The sequence below is a fragment of the Rhodoferax sp. LB1P47 genome, from assembly GCF_056521445.1.
Genome location: NZ_JBWMAU010000003.1, coordinates 45285 through 63763, shown reverse-complemented (window position 1 = coordinate 63763; position 18479 = coordinate 45285). Strand labels below are relative to the sequence as shown.

18 protein-coding genes and 2 riboswitches are annotated in these 18479 nt (G+C 61.4%); of the genes, 5 read left to right on the top strand and 13 right to left on the bottom strand.

Translation table 11 applies throughout. The features are described 5' to 3' along the window. The first annotated feature begins 201 nt into the window (after positions 1 to 201). Positions 202 to 2487 carry a putative bifunctional diguanylate cyclase/phosphodiesterase gene (locus AC0969_RS05760; protein ID WP_479623183.1) on the top strand — a complete coding sequence of 762 codons (2286 nt, stop codon included), beginning with the start codon at positions 202 to 204 and terminating at the stop codon, positions 2485 to 2487. A 52-nt stretch (positions 2488 to 2539) separates the two neighbouring features. Here AC0969_RS05760 and AC0969_RS05755 read toward each other — a convergent pair whose 3' ends face one another. From AC0969_RS05755 to gcvT, 11 genes are all read right to left on the bottom strand, one after another. Further along, positions 2540 to 2680, bottom strand: coding sequence for a hypothetical protein (locus AC0969_RS05755; RefSeq protein WP_295956492.1), 141 nt, complete (start codon positions 2678 to 2680; stop codon positions 2540 to 2542). Between the two features lie 96 nt (positions 2681 to 2776). Continuing rightward, positions 2777 to 3457, bottom strand: a complete 681-nt coding sequence (locus AC0969_RS05750; protein ID WP_479623182.1) for a type 1 glutamine amidotransferase domain-containing protein — start codon at positions 3455 to 3457, stop codon at positions 2777 to 2779. Positions 3458 to 3485: 28 nt separating this feature from the next. Further along, complete coding sequence (locus AC0969_RS05745) at positions 3486 to 4646, bottom strand: iron-containing alcohol dehydrogenase (RefSeq protein WP_479623181.1); 1161 nt, start codon at positions 4644 to 4646, stop codon at positions 3486 to 3488. Between the two features lie 72 nt (positions 4647 to 4718). Further along, positions 4719 to 5333: a TetR/AcrR family transcriptional regulator gene (locus AC0969_RS05740; RefSeq protein WP_479623180.1), complete on the bottom strand. Its 615-nt coding sequence runs from the start codon at positions 5331 to 5333 to the stop codon at positions 4719 to 4721. A 75-nt stretch (positions 5334 to 5408) separates the two neighbouring features. Then, positions 5409 to 5633 carry a SlyX family protein gene (locus tag AC0969_RS05735; protein WP_479623179.1) on the bottom strand — a complete coding sequence of 75 codons (225 nt, stop codon included), beginning with the start codon at positions 5631 to 5633 and terminating at the stop codon, positions 5409 to 5411. A 15-nt stretch (positions 5634 to 5648) separates the two neighbouring features. Beyond that, a complete protein-coding gene (locus tag AC0969_RS05730; protein WP_479623178.1) occupies positions 5649 to 6260 on the bottom strand; it encodes a DUF6198 family protein in 612 nt (203 codons plus the stop codon). Positions 6261 to 6290: 30 nt separating this feature from the next. Next, entirely contained in the window at positions 6291 to 6779 is a 489-nt protein-coding gene (locus AC0969_RS05725) for a GNAT family N-acetyltransferase (protein WP_479623177.1), read from the bottom strand. Positions 6780 to 6846: 67 nt separating this feature from the next. Continuing rightward, positions 6847 to 8418, bottom strand: a complete 1572-nt coding sequence (locus tag AC0969_RS05720; RefSeq protein WP_479623176.1) for a methyl-accepting chemotaxis protein — start codon at positions 8416 to 8418, stop codon at positions 6847 to 6849. A gap of 152 nt (positions 8419 to 8570) precedes the next feature. Further along, positions 8571 to 11453, bottom strand: coding sequence for an aminomethyl-transferring glycine dehydrogenase (gcvP, locus tag AC0969_RS05715; RefSeq protein ID WP_479623175.1), 2883 nt, complete (start codon positions 11451 to 11453; stop codon positions 8571 to 8573). Positions 11454 to 11525: 72 nt separating this feature from the next. Next, a complete protein-coding gene (gcvH, locus tag AC0969_RS05710) occupies positions 11526 to 11891 on the bottom strand; it encodes a glycine cleavage system protein GcvH (RefSeq protein ID WP_479623174.1) in 366 nt (121 codons plus the stop codon). 26 nt (positions 11892 to 11917) lie between these two features. Continuing rightward, the gene (gcvT, locus tag AC0969_RS05705; RefSeq protein ID WP_479623173.1) at positions 11918 to 13039 is read right to left on the bottom strand and encodes a glycine cleavage system aminomethyltransferase GcvT; all 1122 of its coding nucleotides are present in this window, start codon (positions 13037 to 13039) and stop codon (positions 11918 to 11920) included. Between the two features lie 52 nt (positions 13040 to 13091). After that, positions 13092 to 13216, bottom strand: a riboswitch (glycine riboswitch). A 6-nt stretch (positions 13217 to 13222) separates the two neighbouring features. Beyond that, a riboswitch (glycine riboswitch) is annotated at positions 13223 to 13323 on the bottom strand. A 68-nt stretch (positions 13324 to 13391) separates the two neighbouring features. On the opposite strand from gcvT, the gene AC0969_RS05700 reads away from it, so the two are divergent. Further along, complete coding sequence (locus AC0969_RS05700; protein WP_479623172.1) at positions 13392 to 14255, top strand: HDOD domain-containing protein; 864 nt, start codon at positions 13392 to 13394, stop codon at positions 14253 to 14255. 5 nt (positions 14256 to 14260) lie between these two features. Here the strand turns inward: AC0969_RS05700 and AC0969_RS05695 are convergent, their stop codons facing one another. After that, on the bottom strand, positions 14261 to 15541 hold the full coding sequence (locus AC0969_RS05695) for an amidohydrolase family protein (RefSeq protein ID WP_479623171.1): 1281 nt from the start codon (positions 15539 to 15541) through the stop codon (positions 14261 to 14263). Between the two features lie 181 nt (positions 15542 to 15722). Between AC0969_RS05695 and AC0969_RS05690 the strand changes: the two genes are divergently transcribed. From AC0969_RS05690 to AC0969_RS05680, 3 genes are read left to right on the top strand one after another with little or no spacing between them, the layout of a single operon-like run. Next, positions 15723 to 16109 carry a response regulator transcription factor gene (locus AC0969_RS05690; protein ID WP_479623170.1) on the top strand — a complete coding sequence of 129 codons (387 nt, stop codon included), beginning with the start codon at positions 15723 to 15725 and terminating at the stop codon, positions 16107 to 16109. Next, positions 16106 to 16717, top strand: a complete 612-nt coding sequence (locus AC0969_RS05685; protein ID WP_479623169.1) for a chemotaxis protein CheC — start codon at positions 16106 to 16108, stop codon at positions 16715 to 16717. The genes AC0969_RS05690 and AC0969_RS05685 overlap by 4 nt, the downstream gene beginning before the upstream one ends. 29 nt (positions 16718 to 16746) lie before the next feature. Further along, positions 16747 to 17793, top strand: coding sequence for a diguanylate cyclase (locus AC0969_RS05680; protein WP_479623168.1), 1047 nt, complete (start codon positions 16747 to 16749; stop codon positions 17791 to 17793). A gap of 37 nt (positions 17794 to 17830) precedes the next feature. On the opposite strand, the gene upp is transcribed toward AC0969_RS05680, so the two are convergent. After that, positions 17831 to 18460: a uracil phosphoribosyltransferase gene (gene upp, locus AC0969_RS05675; protein WP_479623167.1), complete on the bottom strand. Its 630-nt coding sequence runs from the start codon at positions 18458 to 18460 to the stop codon at positions 17831 to 17833. Positions 18461 to 18479: the final 19 nt, after the last annotated feature.

Below are 18479 nucleotides of genomic sequence, written 5' to 3'. Positions count from 1 at the left end.
CGGATGTGTTGGTAAACAGACGTAACAGTTTACGGGCTAGATGTGTCTCTGTTGTCGCTTGTCTGTCAATTATCCCCATTGGATTCCAGTGCGTTTACAGGCGATTGGCGTACAAATTTAGGATCTGCACATTTTCAGAAATGTATTGTGAACGGGTTAGGATGGCCTCTTTAATCTGCATACACACCATTTTTATTTTTAATGGACTCCGCATTCAGCAGTGCTCTTTATTACTCGCTCTACGCCAATGCTGTGGTGGGTTTGATCATGGGCGGGGCTTTGCTGTGGGTCTGGCACCAGCACCGGGGGCAGTTGTTTACCCGGGACCTGGGCGCGGCGCAGTTGGTACAGGCGATGGTGCCGCTAGGGTATTTGTTGAACCAGGCCCCTGGTTCTCGCTGGGTTGTGCCGGGAATGGCGCTGGCCATTGCGAGCCAAATCGGCAGCACGGCGTTGATGCTGCGGGGCAGCAGCCGGTTTTCGGGCAGGGTGGTGTCGCGGTTGGAGTGGGGGGTATTGTGGGGTTTTCTGCTGCTGGCCGGGCTGTGGGGGGTGGTGTTTAGCGACCCCTTGATTGCCGTCTGGGTGGCTCCGATTTTGATGACCCTGGCTGGCGTGGCCGTCACCCGTGGCTTGCGTCGCAGTGTGGCTGCTGACCGCTTCGCCGGGCCTTTGCTGGTGCTGTTGGGGTGCAACCAGCTCGGGTTTGCGCTGTGGGGGCGTGCCGCGTTGGTTTTCCAGGCTAATGCCGGTGCGGTGTTGTGTCTGGCTTTGGGCTTAGCCCTGGTGTATGCCGCGATGGAGCGGGTTATGGCCGAGTCACGTTCCCTGCGAGAACGCTTCCAACAACTGGTGGAGCGCTCCCACCAGGGCATTCTGGTGCTGGTGGAGCAGCGTGTGCGCTACGCCAATCCGGCGTTGCTTTCCATGTACGGCTTTGCCCACTTTGCCGAATTGAGCGAGGTCGGTCTGCAGCAAGAAGAGATTGACCATCTGCAGGTGCGTTGTCGGCAAATTGAAAGCGGCGAGGTGGACGACCTGCACTGGGAGGGTTTGCGGCAGCGCCAGGATGGATCGTCGGTATGGCTGCGCTTCTCGGCCTGGCGCACGCTGTGGGGCGATACGCAGGGGATCCAGATTTTGGTGACCGACCAGACCGACCGCCGCGATGCCACCCAGGCCTTGCTCTACCAGGCCACCCACGACGAACTGACCGGCCTGCCCAACCGCAGTGCCTTGTTGCAAAGTCTGCGCCAGCGTTGCATGTCCTTCCCCGAGCTGCCCGGCTTTGGGCTGGTGCTATTGGGGGTAGACCGCTTCAAACTATTCAACGAAGCCCACGGCCATTCGCTGGGCGACGACGTGCTCAAAGCGCTGGCATTGGCGGTGCAGCACGCGGTGGGTGAGGGCTGCCAGCTGATGCGCCTGGGCGCCGATGAGTTTGCTTTTTTGGTCCAGCCTTGCCTGGACAGCGAAAGCGCAGCATTGGTAGCGCACCGGGTGCAGCAATTGTTGTTGCGGCCACTGGCGCTGCCGCAGCGCAATTTTTTTATCGACGTGTCGATGGGGATTGCGTTGTACCCGCAACATGCCCAGGATGCCGAGGCCTTGCTGCGCGCTGCCAACGCGGCCATGCACGCCTCCAAGCGGACCCCTGGCACCTCGGTGGCGTTGGCGGAGGCGCGGTTTGCGCGTGGCTCCAGTGATGTTCTGGAGCAAGAGCAGGCGCTACGGATCGGTATCGAACAGCGGGAATTCAGCCTGCACTACCAGCCCAAGGTGGACGCACACACCGGCCACCTGACCAGTTTTGAAGCCCTGGCCCGATGGCACCGGCCCGGGGTGGGGTGGGTTAGTCCGGTGGAGTTCATTGCGGTGGCCGAACGTACCGGGCTGATTGCCGAACTTGGTTTGTTGCTGCTGACGCTGGCCTGCGAGCAGGTTGCGCTGTGGCGACAACAGTTTCCATCGGTGGTGCCGGTGGCCGTTAACGTGTCGCCATTGCAGATGCTGGACGGGGGCTTTCCTGCCTTGGTCGAACAATTGCTGCGCCGGTATGGGGTGCCTGCGCGCAGCATCACACTGGAGATAACCGAGAGCGCCGCCGTGGCCGATATCGACCAGGTGCGCTTGCAAATGCAGCAGCTGCGGGCGATGGGGGTGGTGGTCGCACTAGACGACTTTGGCACCGGTTTTTCGTCGCTCTACACGCTGCGCAGCCTGCCTTTGCAGTCGGTCAAGATCGACAGGGGTCTGATCGAGCCGTTGCCGGCGCCGGATGCCGCTGCCGTGGTGCGGGCCATTTGCCAGCTTGCGGTGGCATTGCGGCTGGATGTGGTGGCCGAGGGCATTGAGACACCGGTACAGGCTGAAATTGCCCGTATGTCCGGCTGCCATGAACTGCAAGGCAATTTGTTTGCGCATCCGCTCAAGCCTAGCGAGGCGGCACAGTGGATAGAGGATGCCCCCATGTCGGTGTGGGTCTGACGCGGGCATAAAAAAAGCCGCATCGGATGCGGCTTTTCGGGCGTAAGGAGTGTTACTTCTTCAGCTTGCCGCGTACCGGTACCACGGTGGTGATGGTCGGGCGCACTGCATCGGTAGAAATGGGCTTGGGAGGCGAAGTGTCCTTCTTGGGCTTCTTCGATTCCTTGTTGGTTTTTTGCTCGCCTTTGGCCATGATTTTCTCCAGTCAATTAAGAGGGTTTCTATGGGCCTGAGCTTATCAGTTCAAAGCCGGTTTTGAGCCCCATGGATGCAAAGTTTGTAGTGCTTTTTACACCAGTGTGTCTAGCAAGGCCTGCGCCGCCGCAGCAGACGAGGCGGGGTTTTGCCCGGTGACCAGCAGGCCATCGGTCACCACATATGACTGCCAGTCCGGGCCCTTGGAGTAGACGCCACCGTTGGCGATCAGCATGTCTTCGACCAGGAAGGGCACGATATCGGTCAGACCCACAGCAGCTTCTTCGCTGTTGGTGAAGCCGGTAACCGACTTGCCGTGCACGATGGACTGGCCATCGACTGCCTTGGCGTGGCGCAGCACGCCGGGGGCGTGGCACACGGTGGCGACTGGCTTGCCAGCGGCCATGAAGGTTTCCACCAACGCAATCGAGTAAGCATCTTCGGCCAGGTCCCACAACGGGCCGTGGCCACCGGGGTAGAACACCGCATCGAAATCGCCTATGGACACGCCTGCCAGCACGCGGGTGTCGGCCAGCAGCGCCTGGGTTGCAGGGTCGGCCTTGAAGCGCAGGGTAGCCTCGGTTTGCGAGCCTGGATCGTCGCTCTTGGGGTCCAGCGGCGGCTGGCCGCCTTTAGGCGAGACCAGTGTGATGCTGGCACCGGCATCTTTGAAGACGTAGTAGGGCGCGGCGAATTCCTCCAGCCAGAAGCCGGTTTTGGCGCCGGTGTTGCCGAGTTGGTCGTGCGATGTGAGCACCATGAGGATTTTGGACATGGGGGTTTCCTGGTGGGTTGAAAAAAAATTACAGAGCGGCTTGCAGCACGCGGCGACTGACTTCAGGGGTCACGTCGCCGTGTTCGCCCAGGCGCGTCATTCCGTGTTCGGTGAGCTTGGCTACCAACACGTCAATGGTCTCCGCGCCCAGCCCGTAGGCTGACAAGCGGGTGGGGATGCCCATGCGCTCAAAGAAGTCGCGGGTGGAGGCGATGGTGGCGGTGATGCGTTCTTCTTCACTGCCGCTGCGGATGTCCCAGACGCGCTCGCCGTATTGCAGCAGTTTGGCGTGTTTGGGCACCCGGCGCTCTTCCAGCATGGCGGGCAGCACGATGGCCAGCGTGCGGGCGTGGTCGATGTTGTGCAGGGCGGTAAGTTCATGGCCGACCATGTGGGTAGACCAGTCTTGCGGCACGCCCGCGCCTATCAGTCCGTTCAGCGCCAGCGTGGCGGCCCAGACCAGGTTGGCGCGGTCGGCATATACCGGCTCGGGGGCTTCCAGCAGGCGCGGGCCTATGTCTATCAGGGTTTGCAGAATACCTTCGGCAAAGCGGTCTTGCAGCGGCGCGTTGACCGGGTAGGTGAGGTACTGCTCCACGGTGTGCACGAATGCGTCCACCACGCCGTTGGCCAGTTGCTGCGGCGGCAAGGTGTAGGTTTTGGTGGGGTCGAGCACCGAGAACTGCGGATACACATGCTGGCTGCGGAAGGGCAGCTTGGCACCGAGGTCGCGCCGGGTGATCACGCCGCCCTTGTTCATTTCCGAGCCGGTGGCGGGCAGGGTCAGCACCGTGCCAAAGGGCAGGGCGCGGCTGATGCTGGCACCGCTTTTGAGCAGAATATCCCAGGCATCGCCTTCAAACAAGGCGGCTGCGGCGATGAACTTGGCTGCGTCGATCACCGAGCCGCCCCCCACCGCCAGCAAAAAGTCAAAGCCACCTTCGCGCACCTGTTGCACTGCCTGCATGGCGGTGTCGAAGCTGGGGTTGGGCTCAATCCCGGTAAAGGTGGCGTGGGCCCGGCTGCCCAGGGCCTGGCGCACTTCGGCCAAGGTACCGGTTTTTTCGGCGCTGGAGCCACCCACCAGGATCAACACCTTGGCGGTGGCGGGCACCAGCGTGGCGAGGTCGGCGATGCGGTCTTTGCCAAAGACGATGTGGGTGGGGTTGTGGAAGTCAAAGTTATTCATGGAGTCCTTGGTGTGGTTTAAAGTAGACCGGTCGGCTAGTAAGATGGTAAAAATAATAGCTGCTTGTGCAGATCAGACGGGCGTTAGGCCCAGTATTTGCTCTGTATTTCGCATAGCGTTGTCAAACGGCGAGTTGTCGCGGCGCAGCTTGGACAGCAGACTGGCACCCAGCCAGAGCTGGTACAAACCGAGCGCAGTGGCATCTGCATCCAGGTGCTGGGGCAGCGAACCATCGGCAATCGCGTCTTTGATGCATCCGGCAATGCGCCGCACGATCTGATCGGTGCCGTCGCGCAAAGTCAGGCGCATGGCTTCAGACATGTCGGCCACTTCGGCGCTGAGCTTGACCACCAGGCATTTGGTGCTGGTCTCGCTGTCTGTGTCGCAACTTGTACCGCATTGGGTGCTGTTCCAGAACTGCCAGTAACGCATCAAGCGCACCCGGCCGGTCGTACCGTCGGGCTGAAACATAGCCTCCAACCCCTGCAAATAGCGCTCCATATAGCGCACCAGCAGCGCCTCGCCAAAGCGTTCTTTCGAGCTGAAGTAGTGGTAGAAGGAACCCTTGGGCACACCCGCCACGGTCAAAATTTCGGCCAGGCCCACGCCGACAAAACCCTTGCGAGCGATCAGGCGCTCGCCACAGTCCAGGATGTGGTGTTTGGCGGAAGGAGTTTCGGTGGGCATGAACGTATTCTAAGTGCAGTAGACCAGTCGTCTAGTAATATGCAGCATAAACCCCTTAGATGTACTGGGTATTTTTTAGTAGTGCGGCGGCAGGTCGTCTGTGGGGCTGCGCGGGCTATCCAGGCCGTCGGTGTTGCGCTGCTGCAAGCGGCTTACTTCGCGCACCAGTAGGTCAATTTGCTGCTGCTGGCGGATGACCACGAGGTCGAGTTGCTCCAGCAAGTCTTCGGTAAAGCTGGCTTTGATTTCCAGATTGGTCAGGCGTTGGTCGATGGTGTCTTGGGTATCGGTAGAGTGCATGCCCCGTATTGGACACTACAGAACAGCGTACCGCCCGGGCTTGTGGTTGATCCAGATAAACAAGTTCATTACCACCGCGCCGAGCACCGAATAGCCCACGCGGGCGGGTTCTATCACCGTCAGCGCCAGCAGCACGATGGTGCAGTCAATCGCCATCTGCACCTTGCCTGCGCGCCAGCCATAGGTTTTTTGCAGATACAGCGTAACGATGGTGGCACCGCCCAAACTGGCGCGGTGGCGGGCCAGAAATAGGCAGCCCGAGCCCAGCAGCAACCCACCCAGCACGGCCGCATAGGCCGGGTGCAGGCGCTCAATGGCAAACAACCGGGGCGACCACTCCATCATCGCCGCCAGCATGCTAATGGCGATGAAGGTTTTGAGGGTGAACTCGCGGCCCATGCGGGTCCAGGCAAACCAGTAAAACGGCAGGTTGATGGCAAAAAACAGCTTGCCCAGCGTGATGCCGGTGGCGTAGTGCAGCAAAAACGCCACCCCCGCTGTGCCGCCCGTCAGCATGCCCACCTGGCCAAACAAAATCAGCGCCAGCGACACAAACAGCGTACCGGCAAAGATGGCTTGCACGTCTTCAAATAATGTGTGGACTTGGACGGAGGATGGTGTGGACATGGCAAGGTATTTAGCAGGAACTGTGCCGCGCTAAAGCCACTTTTGCAAACACACCGCATGCCCATTCGCCGGGTCTAGTTGATAGTCCACAAAGCCAAAGCGGGTGTAGCTGGCCTGCGCTGTGGCGTTGCCCGTCAGCACTTCCAGCGTCAGTTTGCAGCAGCCTCGCTCCAGTGCATACCGCTCCACTGCTGCCAGCAGCGCCTGCCCCACGCCCTGGCCTCTGTGCAAGGGATGTACCGCCAGGTCGTGGATGTTCAGTAGCGGTTGGGCCTTAAAGGTGGAGTAATTCTCGAAGCAGTTGGCTAGGCCGATGGCATCCTCGCCCAGCCAGGCGATGAAGCTGGCCGCATGCGGGCGCTGCGCCAAATCGGCACACAGGCGCCGGCGGGTGTCGTCACTAAGCGGTGTGTTACCGCCCATCGGATCCTGGGCGTACAGGTCCAGCAGGTGCACGAGCGCGGCTGCGTCAATAGGGTCAAGGTAGTCCACGCGGCGGACTTGGTAGAGGATGGTCATTCAGGGTTATTTCGAGCAGCCCGAGACGGGCTTTGCCAGGCCGCTGCGCACATGGGGCCGTATGCCCCTACGCTCTCGTCAGGCGAAAAGTGTCAACTATGGCTGTAAGCCGCGTGGCCTGTTCTTTGAGGCTTTGCGCGGCAGCTGCGCTTTGTTCAACCAGGGCTGCGTTTTGTTGCGTCATGTGGTCCAACTCGGCTACGGCACCCCCCACTTCGTTGATGCCCTGGCTTTGGCTTTCGGTGGAGGCGGCGATCTCGCCAATGATGCCCGAGACGCTTTGCACAGAATCCACAATTTCGGCCATGGTGGCCCCGGCGCTGCCTACCAATTGGGCCCCGGCACCGACCCGTTCCACACTGGTCGCAATCAGTATTTTGATCTCGCGGGCGGCGGCGGCGGAGCGGCCTGCCAGGCTACGGACTTCCGATGCCACGACGGCAAAACCCCGGCCTTGCTCGCCTGCACGGGCCGCTTCCACGGCCGCATTGAGCGCCAAAATATTGGTCTGAAACGCAATGCCGTCAATCACGCCAATGATGTCGGCGATCTTGTTGGAGCTACGGCTGATTTCATCCATCGTTGTCACCACCTGTCCGACCACCGCCCCACCGCGAACGGCCACCGAGGCAGCCGATACCGCCATGTGGGTGGCTTGCCGCGCCGACTGGGAGGATTGGTCGAGGGTTGCAGTCAGTAGCCCCATCGATGTGGAGGTGGCTTGCAGGCGCGAAGCCGACTGCTCGGTGCGCTCACTCAGGTCGAGATTGCCGCTGGCCACCTCTTCGCTGGCGGTCCGAATCGAGTGGGCAACTTCGCTGATCTCGCCCACCAAAGTCCGCAGCCGGGTTTGCATGGCGGCAATGGCTTCGAGTAGGCGGCCGGTTTCGTCATGCACGCGCACCTCTACCTGCGAAGTCAAGTCGCCCTGGGCGACGCGCTCGGCCACCACCATCGCCCGCCCAATGGGTTGGATGACACTTGCCGTGATGCGCCAGGCGGTGGCAAAACCGGTAATCAGCGCCACCAGCACCACCAGTCCGCCAGCGGTCATGGCGTTCAGATTGGCGCTACGGGCCTCGTTGACCGCTGCGGCACTCAGTTCGTTTTGCAGGGCGACAAAGGTACCGACGCGGTCGCGCCAAATGACTTCATTGGGGCGCACATTCTCGGTAACGGTGGCGCTGGCGGCCACATTGTCACTGTTCGCACCTTGTTTGGCGGCCAGCTGGATGAAGGGCAGAGTTTGTTTGCCCGCCGCAACAATTGCATCTAAAAGTTGGCGCTCTGCATCACTGGCATCGCTGGTGGACAGAATTTTGGTCAGGGCTGCCAGGCTTTCGTTGTAGGCAGCTTCTGTCGCTTGCGCGGCCTTGAGCTCATCGCCAATCATCTTGGCATCGTATAGCAGCGCCACGGTGCGCGTTTGGATACCCAGCAGGCTGATGCTGTTGAGCATGCTGTTGGCCATTTGGCTCTTGGCGTTGTTGACTTCGGCAATTTTCTGGATATGCCCGGTGACCCGGTTCAACGCCAGGCCACCAATGCCCGCCACCAGTACCAGCAATGCCAAGACCAGGGAGAACCCCGTCATCATGCGGCGTGAGAGCGACAAAGGTTTGCGAAAAATGGAGGCCATGTAAGTTCCTGCGGGTCAGTTTTGAATGCAATTTTGTACACATTTTAGTAAGCCGTGTTGTGCACACGTCGTCCGTGAAGCTTACAGGGTAAAAATGACGGACGATGGACTCTGAACACGTTCTTTCAATACCACGCTCTATGCCCGGGCGGTTAAGCGTAATCCGCCACCGGTACGCAGCTGCAAAACAGATTCCGGTCGCCAAACACGTTGTCCACCCGGCCCACTGGCGGCCAGTATTTGGACTGTTTCAGGCTGGCCAGCGGAAACGCGCCAATCTCGCGTGCATACGGGCGGTCCCACTCGGCGCCCAGCAGGCTGGCGGCGGTGTGGGGGGCGTGCTTCAGCGGGTTGTTGTCTTGCGGCCAGGTGCCGTTCTCAACCTGGCGGATCTCGTTGCGGATGGCGACCATCGCGAAGATGAAGCGGTCCAGCTCGGCCAGGGTTTCGCTCTCGGTGGGCTCCACCATCAGCGTGCCGGGCACGGGGAAGCTCAGCGTGGGGGCGTGGAAGCCGTAGTCGGCCAGGCGCTTGGCGACATCTTCGGCAGTCACGCCGCAGCTGTCTTTGATGGGGCGCAGGTCCAGGATGCATTCGTGCGCCACATGGCCGTTGGCGCTGGCGTACAGGGTGGGGTAGTGCGGCGCCAGCTTGGTACTGACGTAGTTGGCGGCCAGGATGGCGGCTTCGGTGGCGTGTTGCAGGCCGTCGGCACCCATCATGCGGCAGTACATCCAGCTGATCGGCAGCACCGACGCATTGCCCAAGGGCGCCGCGCTGATGGCCCCGATGCCGTGCTGGGTGTCACCCGCCGTGGCGTGGCCGGGCAGGTAGGGAATCAAATCCGCCACCACGCAGACCGGGCCCACACCGGGGCCGCCGCCGCCGTGCGGGATGCAGAAGGTCTTGTGCAGATTCAGGTGGCTCACGTCGCCGCCAAATTCGCCGGGTGCAGCCACGCCGACCAGGGCGTTCATGTTGGCACCGTCCACGTAGACGCGGCCACCATGGCTGTGTACCAGGGCGCAGAGCTCTTTCACCTGGGTTTCGAACACGCCGTGGGTGCTGGGGTAGGTGATCATCACCACCGCCAGCTTGTCACTGTGTTGTTCGCACTTGGCCTGCAGGTCGGCCATGTCCACGTTGCCTTGTGTATCGCAGGCGGTGACCACCACCGTCAGGCCGGCCATCTGGGCGCTGGCGGGGTTGGTGCCGTGCGCGCTGCTGGGGATTAGGCAGATGTTGCGTTGGCTTTGGCCGTGGTCGTCAAAGTAGGCCTTGATGGCCAGCAGACCGGCGTATTCGCCCTGGCTGCCCGCATTGGGCTGCAGGCTGATGCCTGCGTAGCCCGTGGCCTGGCACAGCCATTCGCGCAACTGTGCGTCCAGCTCGGTGTAGCCCAGGCGCTGGTCGGCGGGGGCGAAGGGGTGGATGTTGGCAAATTCGGGCCAGGTGACCGGGGCCATTTCGCTGGTGGCGTTGAGCTTCATGGTGCAGCTGCCCAGCGGAATCATGCTGCGGTCCAGTGCCAAATCTTTGTCGCTCAAGGCGCGGATGTAGCGCAGCATGCTGGTCTCGGAATGGTGGGTGTTGAACACCGGGTGCGTCAAGAAGGCGCTGCTGCGGCGCAGCTCGGCGGGAATCAACGAGTCCACGCTGTCTTCCAGCGCGCCCAGGCGCGGCATGGGCTCGCCCGGCTTGACGAAGAACGACCACAGCATTTCGATGTCGCCCCGTGTGGTGGTTTCGTCCAACGAGACACCCAGGTGGTTATTTAAGCGAAAACGCAGGTTTGCGCAGGCGTTATGTGCGCGGGAAGCTATCAAATCGCTAGCATCGTCGGTTTTGACGGTGATCGAATCGAAGGCATGCGCGTTGGTAATTTCATAGCCCATCTGTTGCAAACCGCGCGCCAGGATGGCCGTAAAGCGGGCCACGCGCTGGGCGATGCGGGTCAGCCCCTGGGGGCCGTGGTAGACCGCGTACATGCTGGCCAGCACGGCGGGCAGCACCTGGGCGGTGCAGATGTTGGAGGTGGCTTTTTCGCGGCGGATGTGCTGCTCGCGGGTTTGCAGGGCCAGGCGGTAGGCCGGGTTGCCATGGGCATCTACGCTCACCCCCACCAAGCGGCCGGGCATGGAGCGTTTGAAGGCATCGCGGCAGGCCATGTAGGCGGCGTGCGGACCACCGTTGCCCATCGCCACGCCAAAGCGCTGGGTGTTGCCGATGACGATGTCGGCATCCCATTCGCCGGGCGGCACCAGCAGGGTCAGCGCCAGCAGGTCGGCGGCCACGCATACTGCCGCACCGCAGGCGTGGGCCACGCCCACCAGCGGGCGCAGGTCGTGCAGCATGCCGTTGGTGGCCGGGTATTGGGCCAGCACGCCGAAGAAGTCGCCGCTGGCCATCAGCTGGGGCAGGGTTTCCAGCGCGGTGCTAACTTTGATGTCGATGCCCAGCGGCTTGGCGCGGGTTTGCACCACTTCGATGGTTTGCGGATGGCAGTCGCCTGCCACGAGGAAGACATTGCTCTTGCTTTTCACGCTGCGCTTGGCCAGCGTCATGGCCTCGGCGGCGGCGGTGGCTTCGTCCAGCATGGAGGCGTTGGCGATGGGCATACCGGTCAAGTCACAGACCATGGTCTGGAAGTTGATCAGCGCTTCCATGCGGCCCTGCGAGATTTCGGCCTGGTAAGGCGTGTAGGCGGTGTACCAGGCGGGGTTTTCCAGGATGTTGCGCAGAATCACGCCGGGCGTGTGGGTGCCGTAGTAGCCCTGGCCGATAAAGCTTTTGAAGACTTTGTTCTTGGCCGCAATAGCCTTGAGCTCGGCCAGCGCTGCGGCTTCGGTGATGGGCGCGGGCAGCACCATGGGCGTGCTGCGCGCAATCGAGCGTGGCACGATGCCGTCAATCAGGTCCCGGCGCGAACTGGAGCCGATCACTTCCAACATCAGGGTTTCATCGGCGGCATCGATGCCGATGTGGCGGGCGATGAATTCGGCGGAGTTTTCGAGTTCGAGCAGGGAGGTCGTCATAGCAAGGCAGTGGTTTTACCCACTCTCCCATTCGTGTGAGACGGGCGGGAGAGGGTTGGGGTGAGGGGGAATTTAGGCGCTGAAGGCGGTATAGGCCGCTTCGTCGAGCAGCGCCGCAATTTGCGATGCGTCCGACAGCTTGACCTTGAAGAACCAGCCCGCACCCAGTGGGTCGGTGTTGGCCAGAGCCGGGTCGGCGCGCAGGGCTTCATTCACCTCGGTGATTTCGCCGGACACAGGCATGTAGACATCGGCAGCGGCCTTGACCGACTCGACCACGCCGGCCACGTCTTTTTGGGCAAAAGTAGCACCGACTTCGGGCAGGTCGACAAACACCACGTCACCCAGTGCGTCTTGTGCGTGGTGGGTGATACCGACGGTGGCGGTGTCGCCCTCGATGTTCAGCCATTCGTGGTCTTCGGTGTATTTGATCGTCATGGGGTTGCTCCTGTAAAAAATTGAAATCAGCCGCGAAAGTAGCGGTTGGGGGTGAACGGCATGGATACGACTTCCATCGGCACGATTTTGCCTCGCACGATGGCGTTCACGCGGGTGCCAATGGCGCTGCATTCCGGGGTCACATAGCCCATCGCAATAGGTTTATCCACCGTGGGGCCGAGCAGTCCGCTGGTGACTTCGCCGATGGGCTTGCCTGCGGTGTCTTGCAGGGCGGTGTGCTCGCGCACGGGGATGCGTTCCAGGGCTACGAGTCCGACGCGTTTTCGCGTTGTAGCGCTTATTCCACCTGCGATGGTAGCTAGTATTTTGGTAGCGCCCGGGAAACCACCAGCGCGCGTACCACCGGCCCGTCGCACTTTCTGGATGGCCCAGTTCAGACCTGCTTCCACCGGCGTGGTGGTGGTGTCCAGGTCGTTGCCATACAGGCACAGCCCGGCTTCCAGGCGCAGTGAATTGCGGGCGCCCAGGCCGATGGGCTTGACTTCGGGCTGGGCCAGCAGCGCGCGGGCCAGGGCGTCGGCCTGGCTGCTGTGGACGGAGATTTCAAACCCGTCTTCGCCGGTGTAGCCGCTGCGTGTCAAAAAGCAGGGAATGCCCGCCACATCGAAGTGGCCGCCAGTCATGAACACCAGCTTTTCCACACCGGGGGCCAGGCGCGCCAAGGCATCCACGGCCTGTGGGCCTTGCAGCGCCAGCAGTGCCAGCTCCGGCAGGGGGATGACTTCGCAGCGCTGGCCGATTTTTTCCTGGATGTGGGCAATGTCAGCCACTTTGCAGGCCCCGTTGACGATCACGAAGATGTCGGCCTCGCGCTTGAAGAACATCAGGTCGTCGAGGATGCCGCCGTCGTCGCCCAAAAGCAGGCCGTAGCGCTGCTTACCCACGGGCAGGTCGATCACGTCCACGGGGACCAGGGTTTCAAACGCGGCTGCTGCGTCTGCGCCCACCAGTCGCAACTGGCCCATGTGGGATACGTCGAACAGGCCCGCTGCCGTGCGGGTGTGGTGGTGCTCGGCCATCAGGCCAGCGGGGTACTGCACCGGCATGCTGTAGCCCGCGAAGGGCACCATGCGCGCACCGAGTTCCAGGTGCAGGGCGTTGAGCGGCGTGAGACGTAAATCGGACATGGCGGTTCTTTCAGAGGGCACACAGGAAATCATGGTTTTAGAAAAACCATGTGTGGCCCCCTCTGTCCGTTGTACCTGAGCGATTCGCCGGGCGGGCCTTGCGGTGGTGCAGGCCGACTGCGGGTTGCGCCTTCGGTGAACCCGCTCAGGGGCGGGCTTCTCTCCAGGGGGAGACGCTTGTAAAAGCGTTTGTCAGTCCTTTTGCCTGAGCGTTCAGACCCACGTTGCGGGGTCCTGCGCCTTCGGCGGTTTTCTCGGGGAAAACTCTCTCCTGACCCTCTGATTCTAGCCTCAGCCGGCGGCCCGTTTGGCGCATTCTGCCCGGCATAATTGGCCGCTATAAGGAACCACCATGCAACTTGCTGACATCGACCAAGAGCTTGAAACCGAAAGAACCCGGGGTGCTGTGCGCGATATCGTGATTCCTCCCTGCCCGGAGCTGCTGGTAGCCTTGCAACGCGAAGTGCAGGGCGGCGACCCCGACCCCGCCAGCATTGCCCGCATTGCCAGCCAGGACGTAGCGATGGCCGCAGCGCTGATCCGTTACGCCAATAGCCCATTATTTGCCCGCTCCCGTCCCGCAGGCACGGTGGGCGAGGCGATCGCCATGCTGGGAATCCAGCAGACGGTGGCGGTGTTGACCGGGTTTTTTACCCGCAGCGCAATACCGGTCAACTCGGCTTTGCTGGCGCACTTTTGGGAAACATCGACCCGCCGGTCGATGGCGATGGCCTATATCGCCCGCCATCTGTACGGTGTGGACCCCGATATTGCGCAAACCTGCGGCCTGTTTTGCCATGTGGGCATTCCGGTGATGTTGCAGGGCGTAAAGGGCTATGCCGGCACGTTGGCCGAGGCGATGGCCCGGCAAGACCGCAGCTTTACCGCCACCGAAAATGCCGCTCACAAGACCGACCATGCGGTAGTCGGCGCGCTGGTCGCCAAGACCTGGAAGCTCCCCCCGCTGGTCACTGCCGCAGTGCGCTTGCACCACGACTTCAACATTTTGTCCGCTGCCAGTATTCCGGCCGAGGTGCGTAATTTGGTGGCCATGTCTTTGGTGGCCGAGCATTTAGTAACCCTGCACGAGGCCAGTCCAGAGTCGCAGGAGTGGGCACAATTTGGCGAGGCCTGTATGGCGCATCTGCACATTGATGCGGTCGAGCTAGAGGGCTGGCTGGATGCGCTGCACCCCGTGTTTGAGAGTGCTGTATAGCGGTATTAGGACTTACGCAGCATCCAGTCCGTCTCACTTGGTCGTTCTGGTAAGTGCAGCTGTGCGGTCTGGGCCGGGGTTTGTGCCAGCAGTTTGCCGCGCCTGAACACCTGTAGCCGGGTGGCGCGCAGGCGGATGGCTTCCACCGGGTCAAGTGCTTGCAGCAGCACAAAGTCGGCCCAGCAGCCGGGCTCCAGACCATAGCCGTCGAGCTGCATGATCTTGGCCGGGCTGGTGGTCACGGCTGCAAAGCACTGGCGCATGGCGGACTGGCTGGTCATCTGGGCCACGTGCAGACCCATGCTGGCCACTTCCAGCATGTCACTGCTCCCCAGGCTGTACCAGGGGTCCATCACGCAGTCCTGGCCAAAGGCAACGGTCAGGCCGTGGGCCAGCATCTCAGGCACTCGGGTCATGCCCCGGCGCTTGGGGTAGCTGTCGCCCCGGCCTTGCAGGGTGATGTTGATCAGCGGGTTGCTGACTACATGGATCTGCGCCTCGGCCATCAGCGGCAGCAGTTTGCTCACAAAATAGTTGTCCATGCTGTGCATGGAGGTGAGGTGCGAGCCGGTGACGCGGCCGTGCAGGCCCAGGCGCTGGGTCTCAAAGGTCAGGGTTTCAATGTGGCGCGACATCGGGTCGTCGGACTCGTCGCAGTGCATATCGACCAGTAAGCCCCGCTCGGCGGCCAGCTCGCACAGCAGTTTTACGCTCAAGGCACCCTCCGCCATAGTGCGCTCGAAGTGGGGAATGCCGCCGACCACGTCCACACCCATGTCGAGCGCGCGCTTGAGCTTGTCCATGGCCTGTGGGTCGCGCAGAGCACCGTCTTGCGGAAATGCCACCAGCTGCAAATCCAGGTAGGGGGCAACCTGGTGTTTCACCTTCAGCAGCGCCTCTACAGCTAGCAGGCGTGGGTCGCAGATATCAACGTGGCTGCGGATGGCTAGCAGGCCCTTGCCCACCGCCCAGTCGCAGTAGGCCAGGGCACGTTGCACCAGGGCTTCCTGGGTCAGGTCAGGTTTCAGCTCGCCCCAGAGGGCAATGCCTTCCAGCAGGGTGCCGCTCTGGTTGACGCGCGGCAAGCCGTAGCTTAGCGTGGCGTCCATGTGGAAGTGGGCATCGACAAAGGGCGGGCTGACCAGCAAGCCCTGAGCGTCGATGGTTTGGTGGGCTGGGACGCTCAGGCCGGGACTGACTTCGGTGATGCGGCCATTTTGTACAGCGATTGACATGCCGGTACGGCCATCGGGCAGGGTGGCGCGGGTGACGAGGAGGTCGAGCATGGGCAGTATTTCAAATGGATTAATTTTTACATGGCACAGCCTGTTCGGTGTAATGGATTGGTAACATCCAGACACAAGCATGCGACTTGCAGCGACAACCATTTTTATGCCCTCACCTTCAGGGACTTGGGTGCAGAGCCCCCGAGCCATGAAGCTTGCCCCACGTTAAAGGCTTTCGACCATGACCTCCACCACCCATTCCACCACTACGCTGTTGATCGTTGATGACAGCCGGGTTTCACGCATGATGATTCGCACGCTGGTGCTGGCCAAGCGCCCCGATTGGACGCTGGTAGAGGCATCAACCGGCGCCGAAGCGCTGGAGCTGGCGGCGACCCAGTCCTTCACTTACTGCACCATGGACATCAATATGCCTGGCATGCTTGGGACCGATGCCGCTGAACAACTGGTGCGCGACCACCCCCAGCTGCGGTTATCGCTGTTTTCCGCCAATATCCAAGAGAGTCAAAAAACCCGCGCGGCCGAGCTGGGTGTAAAGTTTGTGGCCAAACCGGTGAGCGACAAAAGCGTGACTGAGGCGCTCGCCTTTTTTGAAAGCACTACGTGATTACCCTATCTGAACTGCAACAGGATGCGCTTACCGAGGTCTTCAACGTGGGCGCGGGCCAAGCCGCAGCCAGCCTGAGCGAGATCGTCGGCGACGAGGTGCTGCTGTCGGTTCCACGTATCCAGTTCTATGACCGCCGCGAGGTCAGTGCCGATGTTTTGTCGCTGGATGGTGGGCGTTTGGGTGCGGTGCGGCAGAGTTTCGGAGGCCCCTTCAGTTTGGATGCCACGCTGCTGTTTCGCGAAGAAAAAGCCATGGAGATCGTGCAGGAAATGCTCGGTTCCCAGGTCAGTGTGGAAGACCTGGTGGACTTTGAGCACGAGGCCATGTGCGAGCTGGGCAACGTGATTTTGAATGCCTGCTTGTCGGCCATTGCCGACATGTTGGGTATCGATCTGAGCAGCACCCTGCCCGAATACTCGGTTGACGAGGCCGATTCGGTCATCAGCAAGTTGCTGTCCGATGAAAGCCAGCCGGTGGTACTGGTGCTGCACATCGACCTGACGATTGAGAAGCGAGACACCCAGGGCTACCTGGTGTTTTTGCTCAGCGCCAGTTCGTTAGAGGGCCTGGTCAGCGCCCTGGACGCATTTTTGTCGCGCATTTGAACCCCACTTCCAACGTGTCCACGGCCTGTATGCCTACCAGTCCCATCGAGACGCTGCTGCCTTGGACCCAGATGGTGGACGCCCTGGGCAGCGGGCTGATTGCCATTAACCCGCGTGGTGAAGTGCTGTTGTGGAACGCCTGGGTGGTGCGCCACAGCGGCATCACTGCGCAGGCTGCGCTGGGTTGCACGCTGGAGTCGGTGTTTGCCAATGGCCTGGCGTTGTCCTTCATCAGCGCCCTGAAAAACGTGCTCACCTACAAGCTGCCGGTGGTGTTGTCTAACGTGCTGCACCGCACGCCATTGCCGCTCTACCAACGGCCCGAAGATGCATCCAAAGGCCCGCAGCAGCGCATGCCGCAGTCGCTGACGCTGGTGCCGGTACGCTACGACAACGCGGGCTCGGACGATTTTTTGGTGATGCTCCAGATCACCGACACCAGTAGCTTTGTGAAGCGCGAGCGGGTGCTGCAATCGCTGTCAGAAAAGCTCTCGCGCGAGGCGGTGATTGACGGCCTCACCGGCATCTACAACCGCAAATACTTCGATCAGAAGCTGAGCATTGAACTCAGCCGTGCCCAGCGCCAAAAAAACCCGCTGTCGCTGGTAATGCTGGACGTGGACTATTTCAAAAAATTCAACGACACCTACGGCCACCCGGCGGGCGACCGGGTGCTGCAAGCCATTGTGGGTGCGGTGCAGTCGCAGCTGAACCGGCTCTCCGACGTGTTTGCCCGCTATGGCGGTGAAGAGTTCATCATCATTCTGCCGTCCTGCGACCAGGCCGGGGCCAGCCGCGTCGCCGAGAAAGTGCGCCAGGCCGTGGCTGCCCTGCACCTGGAGCACACCCGCTCGCAGGTGGCCCAGCACATCACCATCAGCCTAGGGGCTGCCACCTGTGCTGGTGGCGTGGTGTGCAGCGAGACGCGGCTGCTGGATACCGTAGACAAAGCCCTCTACGCCGCCAAGCATGGCGGCCGCAACGCCGTGCGTTGGCTCAGCGTGGCCGACACGCATTCGACCGGCGGCCTGGTGGCCGAAGGCAAGGACCCACAGGCATCCAGCTACTATATTTAAGATAGCTGCTGGTGCATATGTAATAAGCGCTAGAAGCTTATTGTGTTCCAAAAATACGGTCGCCCGCGTCCCCTAAGCCCGGCACGATGTAGCCGTGGCTGTTGAGCTGGCGGTCGATGGCGGCGGTATAAATCGCCACATCCGGGTGCGCCGCTTGCAGGGCGGCAATGCCCTCGGGGCAGGTCAGTAGGCACACAAATTTGATCGACTTTGGGTTCAGTTCCTTCAGCCGCTCCACCGCCGCGATGGCCGAGTTGCCGGTGGCCAGCATGGGGTCCACGATCACCACGTCGCGCTCTTGCATGTCCTTGGGCATCTTGAAGTAGTACTCCACCGCCGTAAGCGTCTTGGGGTCGCGGTACAGGCCCACATGGCCGACGCGTGCGCCCGGCACCACGCTGAGCATGCCCTCCAAAATGCCGTTGCCCGCCCGCAGGATGGACACAAACACCAGCTTCTTGCCGTCAATCACCTTGGCGGTCATGGTCTCCAGCGGGGTTTCGATCTCTACGTCCTGCATCGGCATGTCGCGGGTGACCTCGTAGGCCATCAGCGAACTCAGCTCATTGAGCAGGCGGCGGAAGGTGTTGGTGCTGGCATCCTTGCGGCGCATCAGCGTCAGCTTGTGTTGCACCAAAGGGTGGTTGATCAGGTGGACGTTGCTCATGATTTTTTCTTCGATTTGG

What these genes read in the sequence shown, in the direction of transcription:
- AC0969_RS05695 (WP_479623171.1), bottom strand. Translation starts at nt 15,541, where the DNA reads ATGCTCGACCTCCTCGTCACCCGCGCCACCCTGCCCGATGGCCGTACC.
- AC0969_RS05720 (WP_479623176.1), bottom strand. Translation starts at nt 8,418, where the DNA reads ATGGCCTCCATTTTTCGCAAACCTTTGTCGCTCTCACGCCGCATGATG.
- AC0969_RS05745 (WP_479623181.1), bottom strand. Translation starts at nt 4,646, where the DNA reads ATGAATAACTTTGACTTCCACAACCCCACCCACATCGTCTTTGGCAAA.
- gcvP (WP_479623175.1), bottom strand. Translation starts at nt 11,453, where the DNA reads ATGACGACCTCCCTGCTCGAACTCGAAAACTCCGCCGAATTCATCGCC.
- AC0969_RS05700 (WP_479623172.1), top strand. Translation starts at nt 13,392, where the DNA reads ATGCAACTTGCTGACATCGACCAAGAGCTTGAAACCGAAAGAACCCGG.
- AC0969_RS05735 (WP_479623179.1), bottom strand. Translation starts at nt 5,633, where the DNA reads ATGCACTCTACCGATACCCAAGACACCATCGACCAACGCCTGACCAAT.
- AC0969_RS05730 (WP_479623178.1), bottom strand. Translation starts at nt 6,260, where the DNA reads ATGTCCACACCATCCTCCGTCCAAGTCCACACATTATTTGAAGACGTG.
- AC0969_RS05690 (WP_479623170.1), top strand. Translation starts at nt 15,723, where the DNA reads ATGACCTCCACCACCCATTCCACCACTACGCTGTTGATCGTTGATGAC.
- AC0969_RS05755 (WP_295956492.1), bottom strand. Translation starts at nt 2,680, where the DNA reads ATGGCCAAAGGCGAGCAAAAAACCAACAAGGAATCGAAGAAGCCCAAG.
- AC0969_RS05740 (WP_479623180.1), bottom strand. Translation starts at nt 5,333, where the DNA reads ATGCCCACCGAAACTCCTTCCGCCAAACACCACATCCTGGACTGTGGC.
- gcvT (WP_479623173.1), bottom strand. Translation starts at nt 13,039, where the DNA reads ATGTCCGATTTACGTCTCACGCCGCTCAACGCCCTGCACCTGGAACTC.
- AC0969_RS05680 (WP_479623168.1), top strand. Translation starts at nt 16,747, where the DNA reads ATGCCTACCAGTCCCATCGAGACGCTGCTGCCTTGGACCCAGATGGTG.
- gcvH (WP_479623174.1), bottom strand. Translation starts at nt 11,891, where the DNA reads ATGACGATCAAATACACCGAAGACCACGAATGGCTGAACATCGAGGGC.
- AC0969_RS05725 (WP_479623177.1), bottom strand. Translation starts at nt 6,779, where the DNA reads ATGACCATCCTCTACCAAGTCCGCCGCGTGGACTACCTTGACCCTATT.
- AC0969_RS05760 (WP_479623183.1), top strand. Translation starts at nt 202, where the DNA reads ATGGACTCCGCATTCAGCAGTGCTCTTTATTACTCGCTCTACGCCAAT.
- AC0969_RS05750 (WP_479623182.1), bottom strand. Translation starts at nt 3,457, where the DNA reads ATGTCCAAAATCCTCATGGTGCTCACATCGCACGACCAACTCGGCAAC.
- upp (WP_479623167.1), bottom strand. Translation starts at nt 18,460, where the DNA reads ATGAGCAACGTCCACCTGATCAACCACCCTTTGGTGCAACACAAGCTG.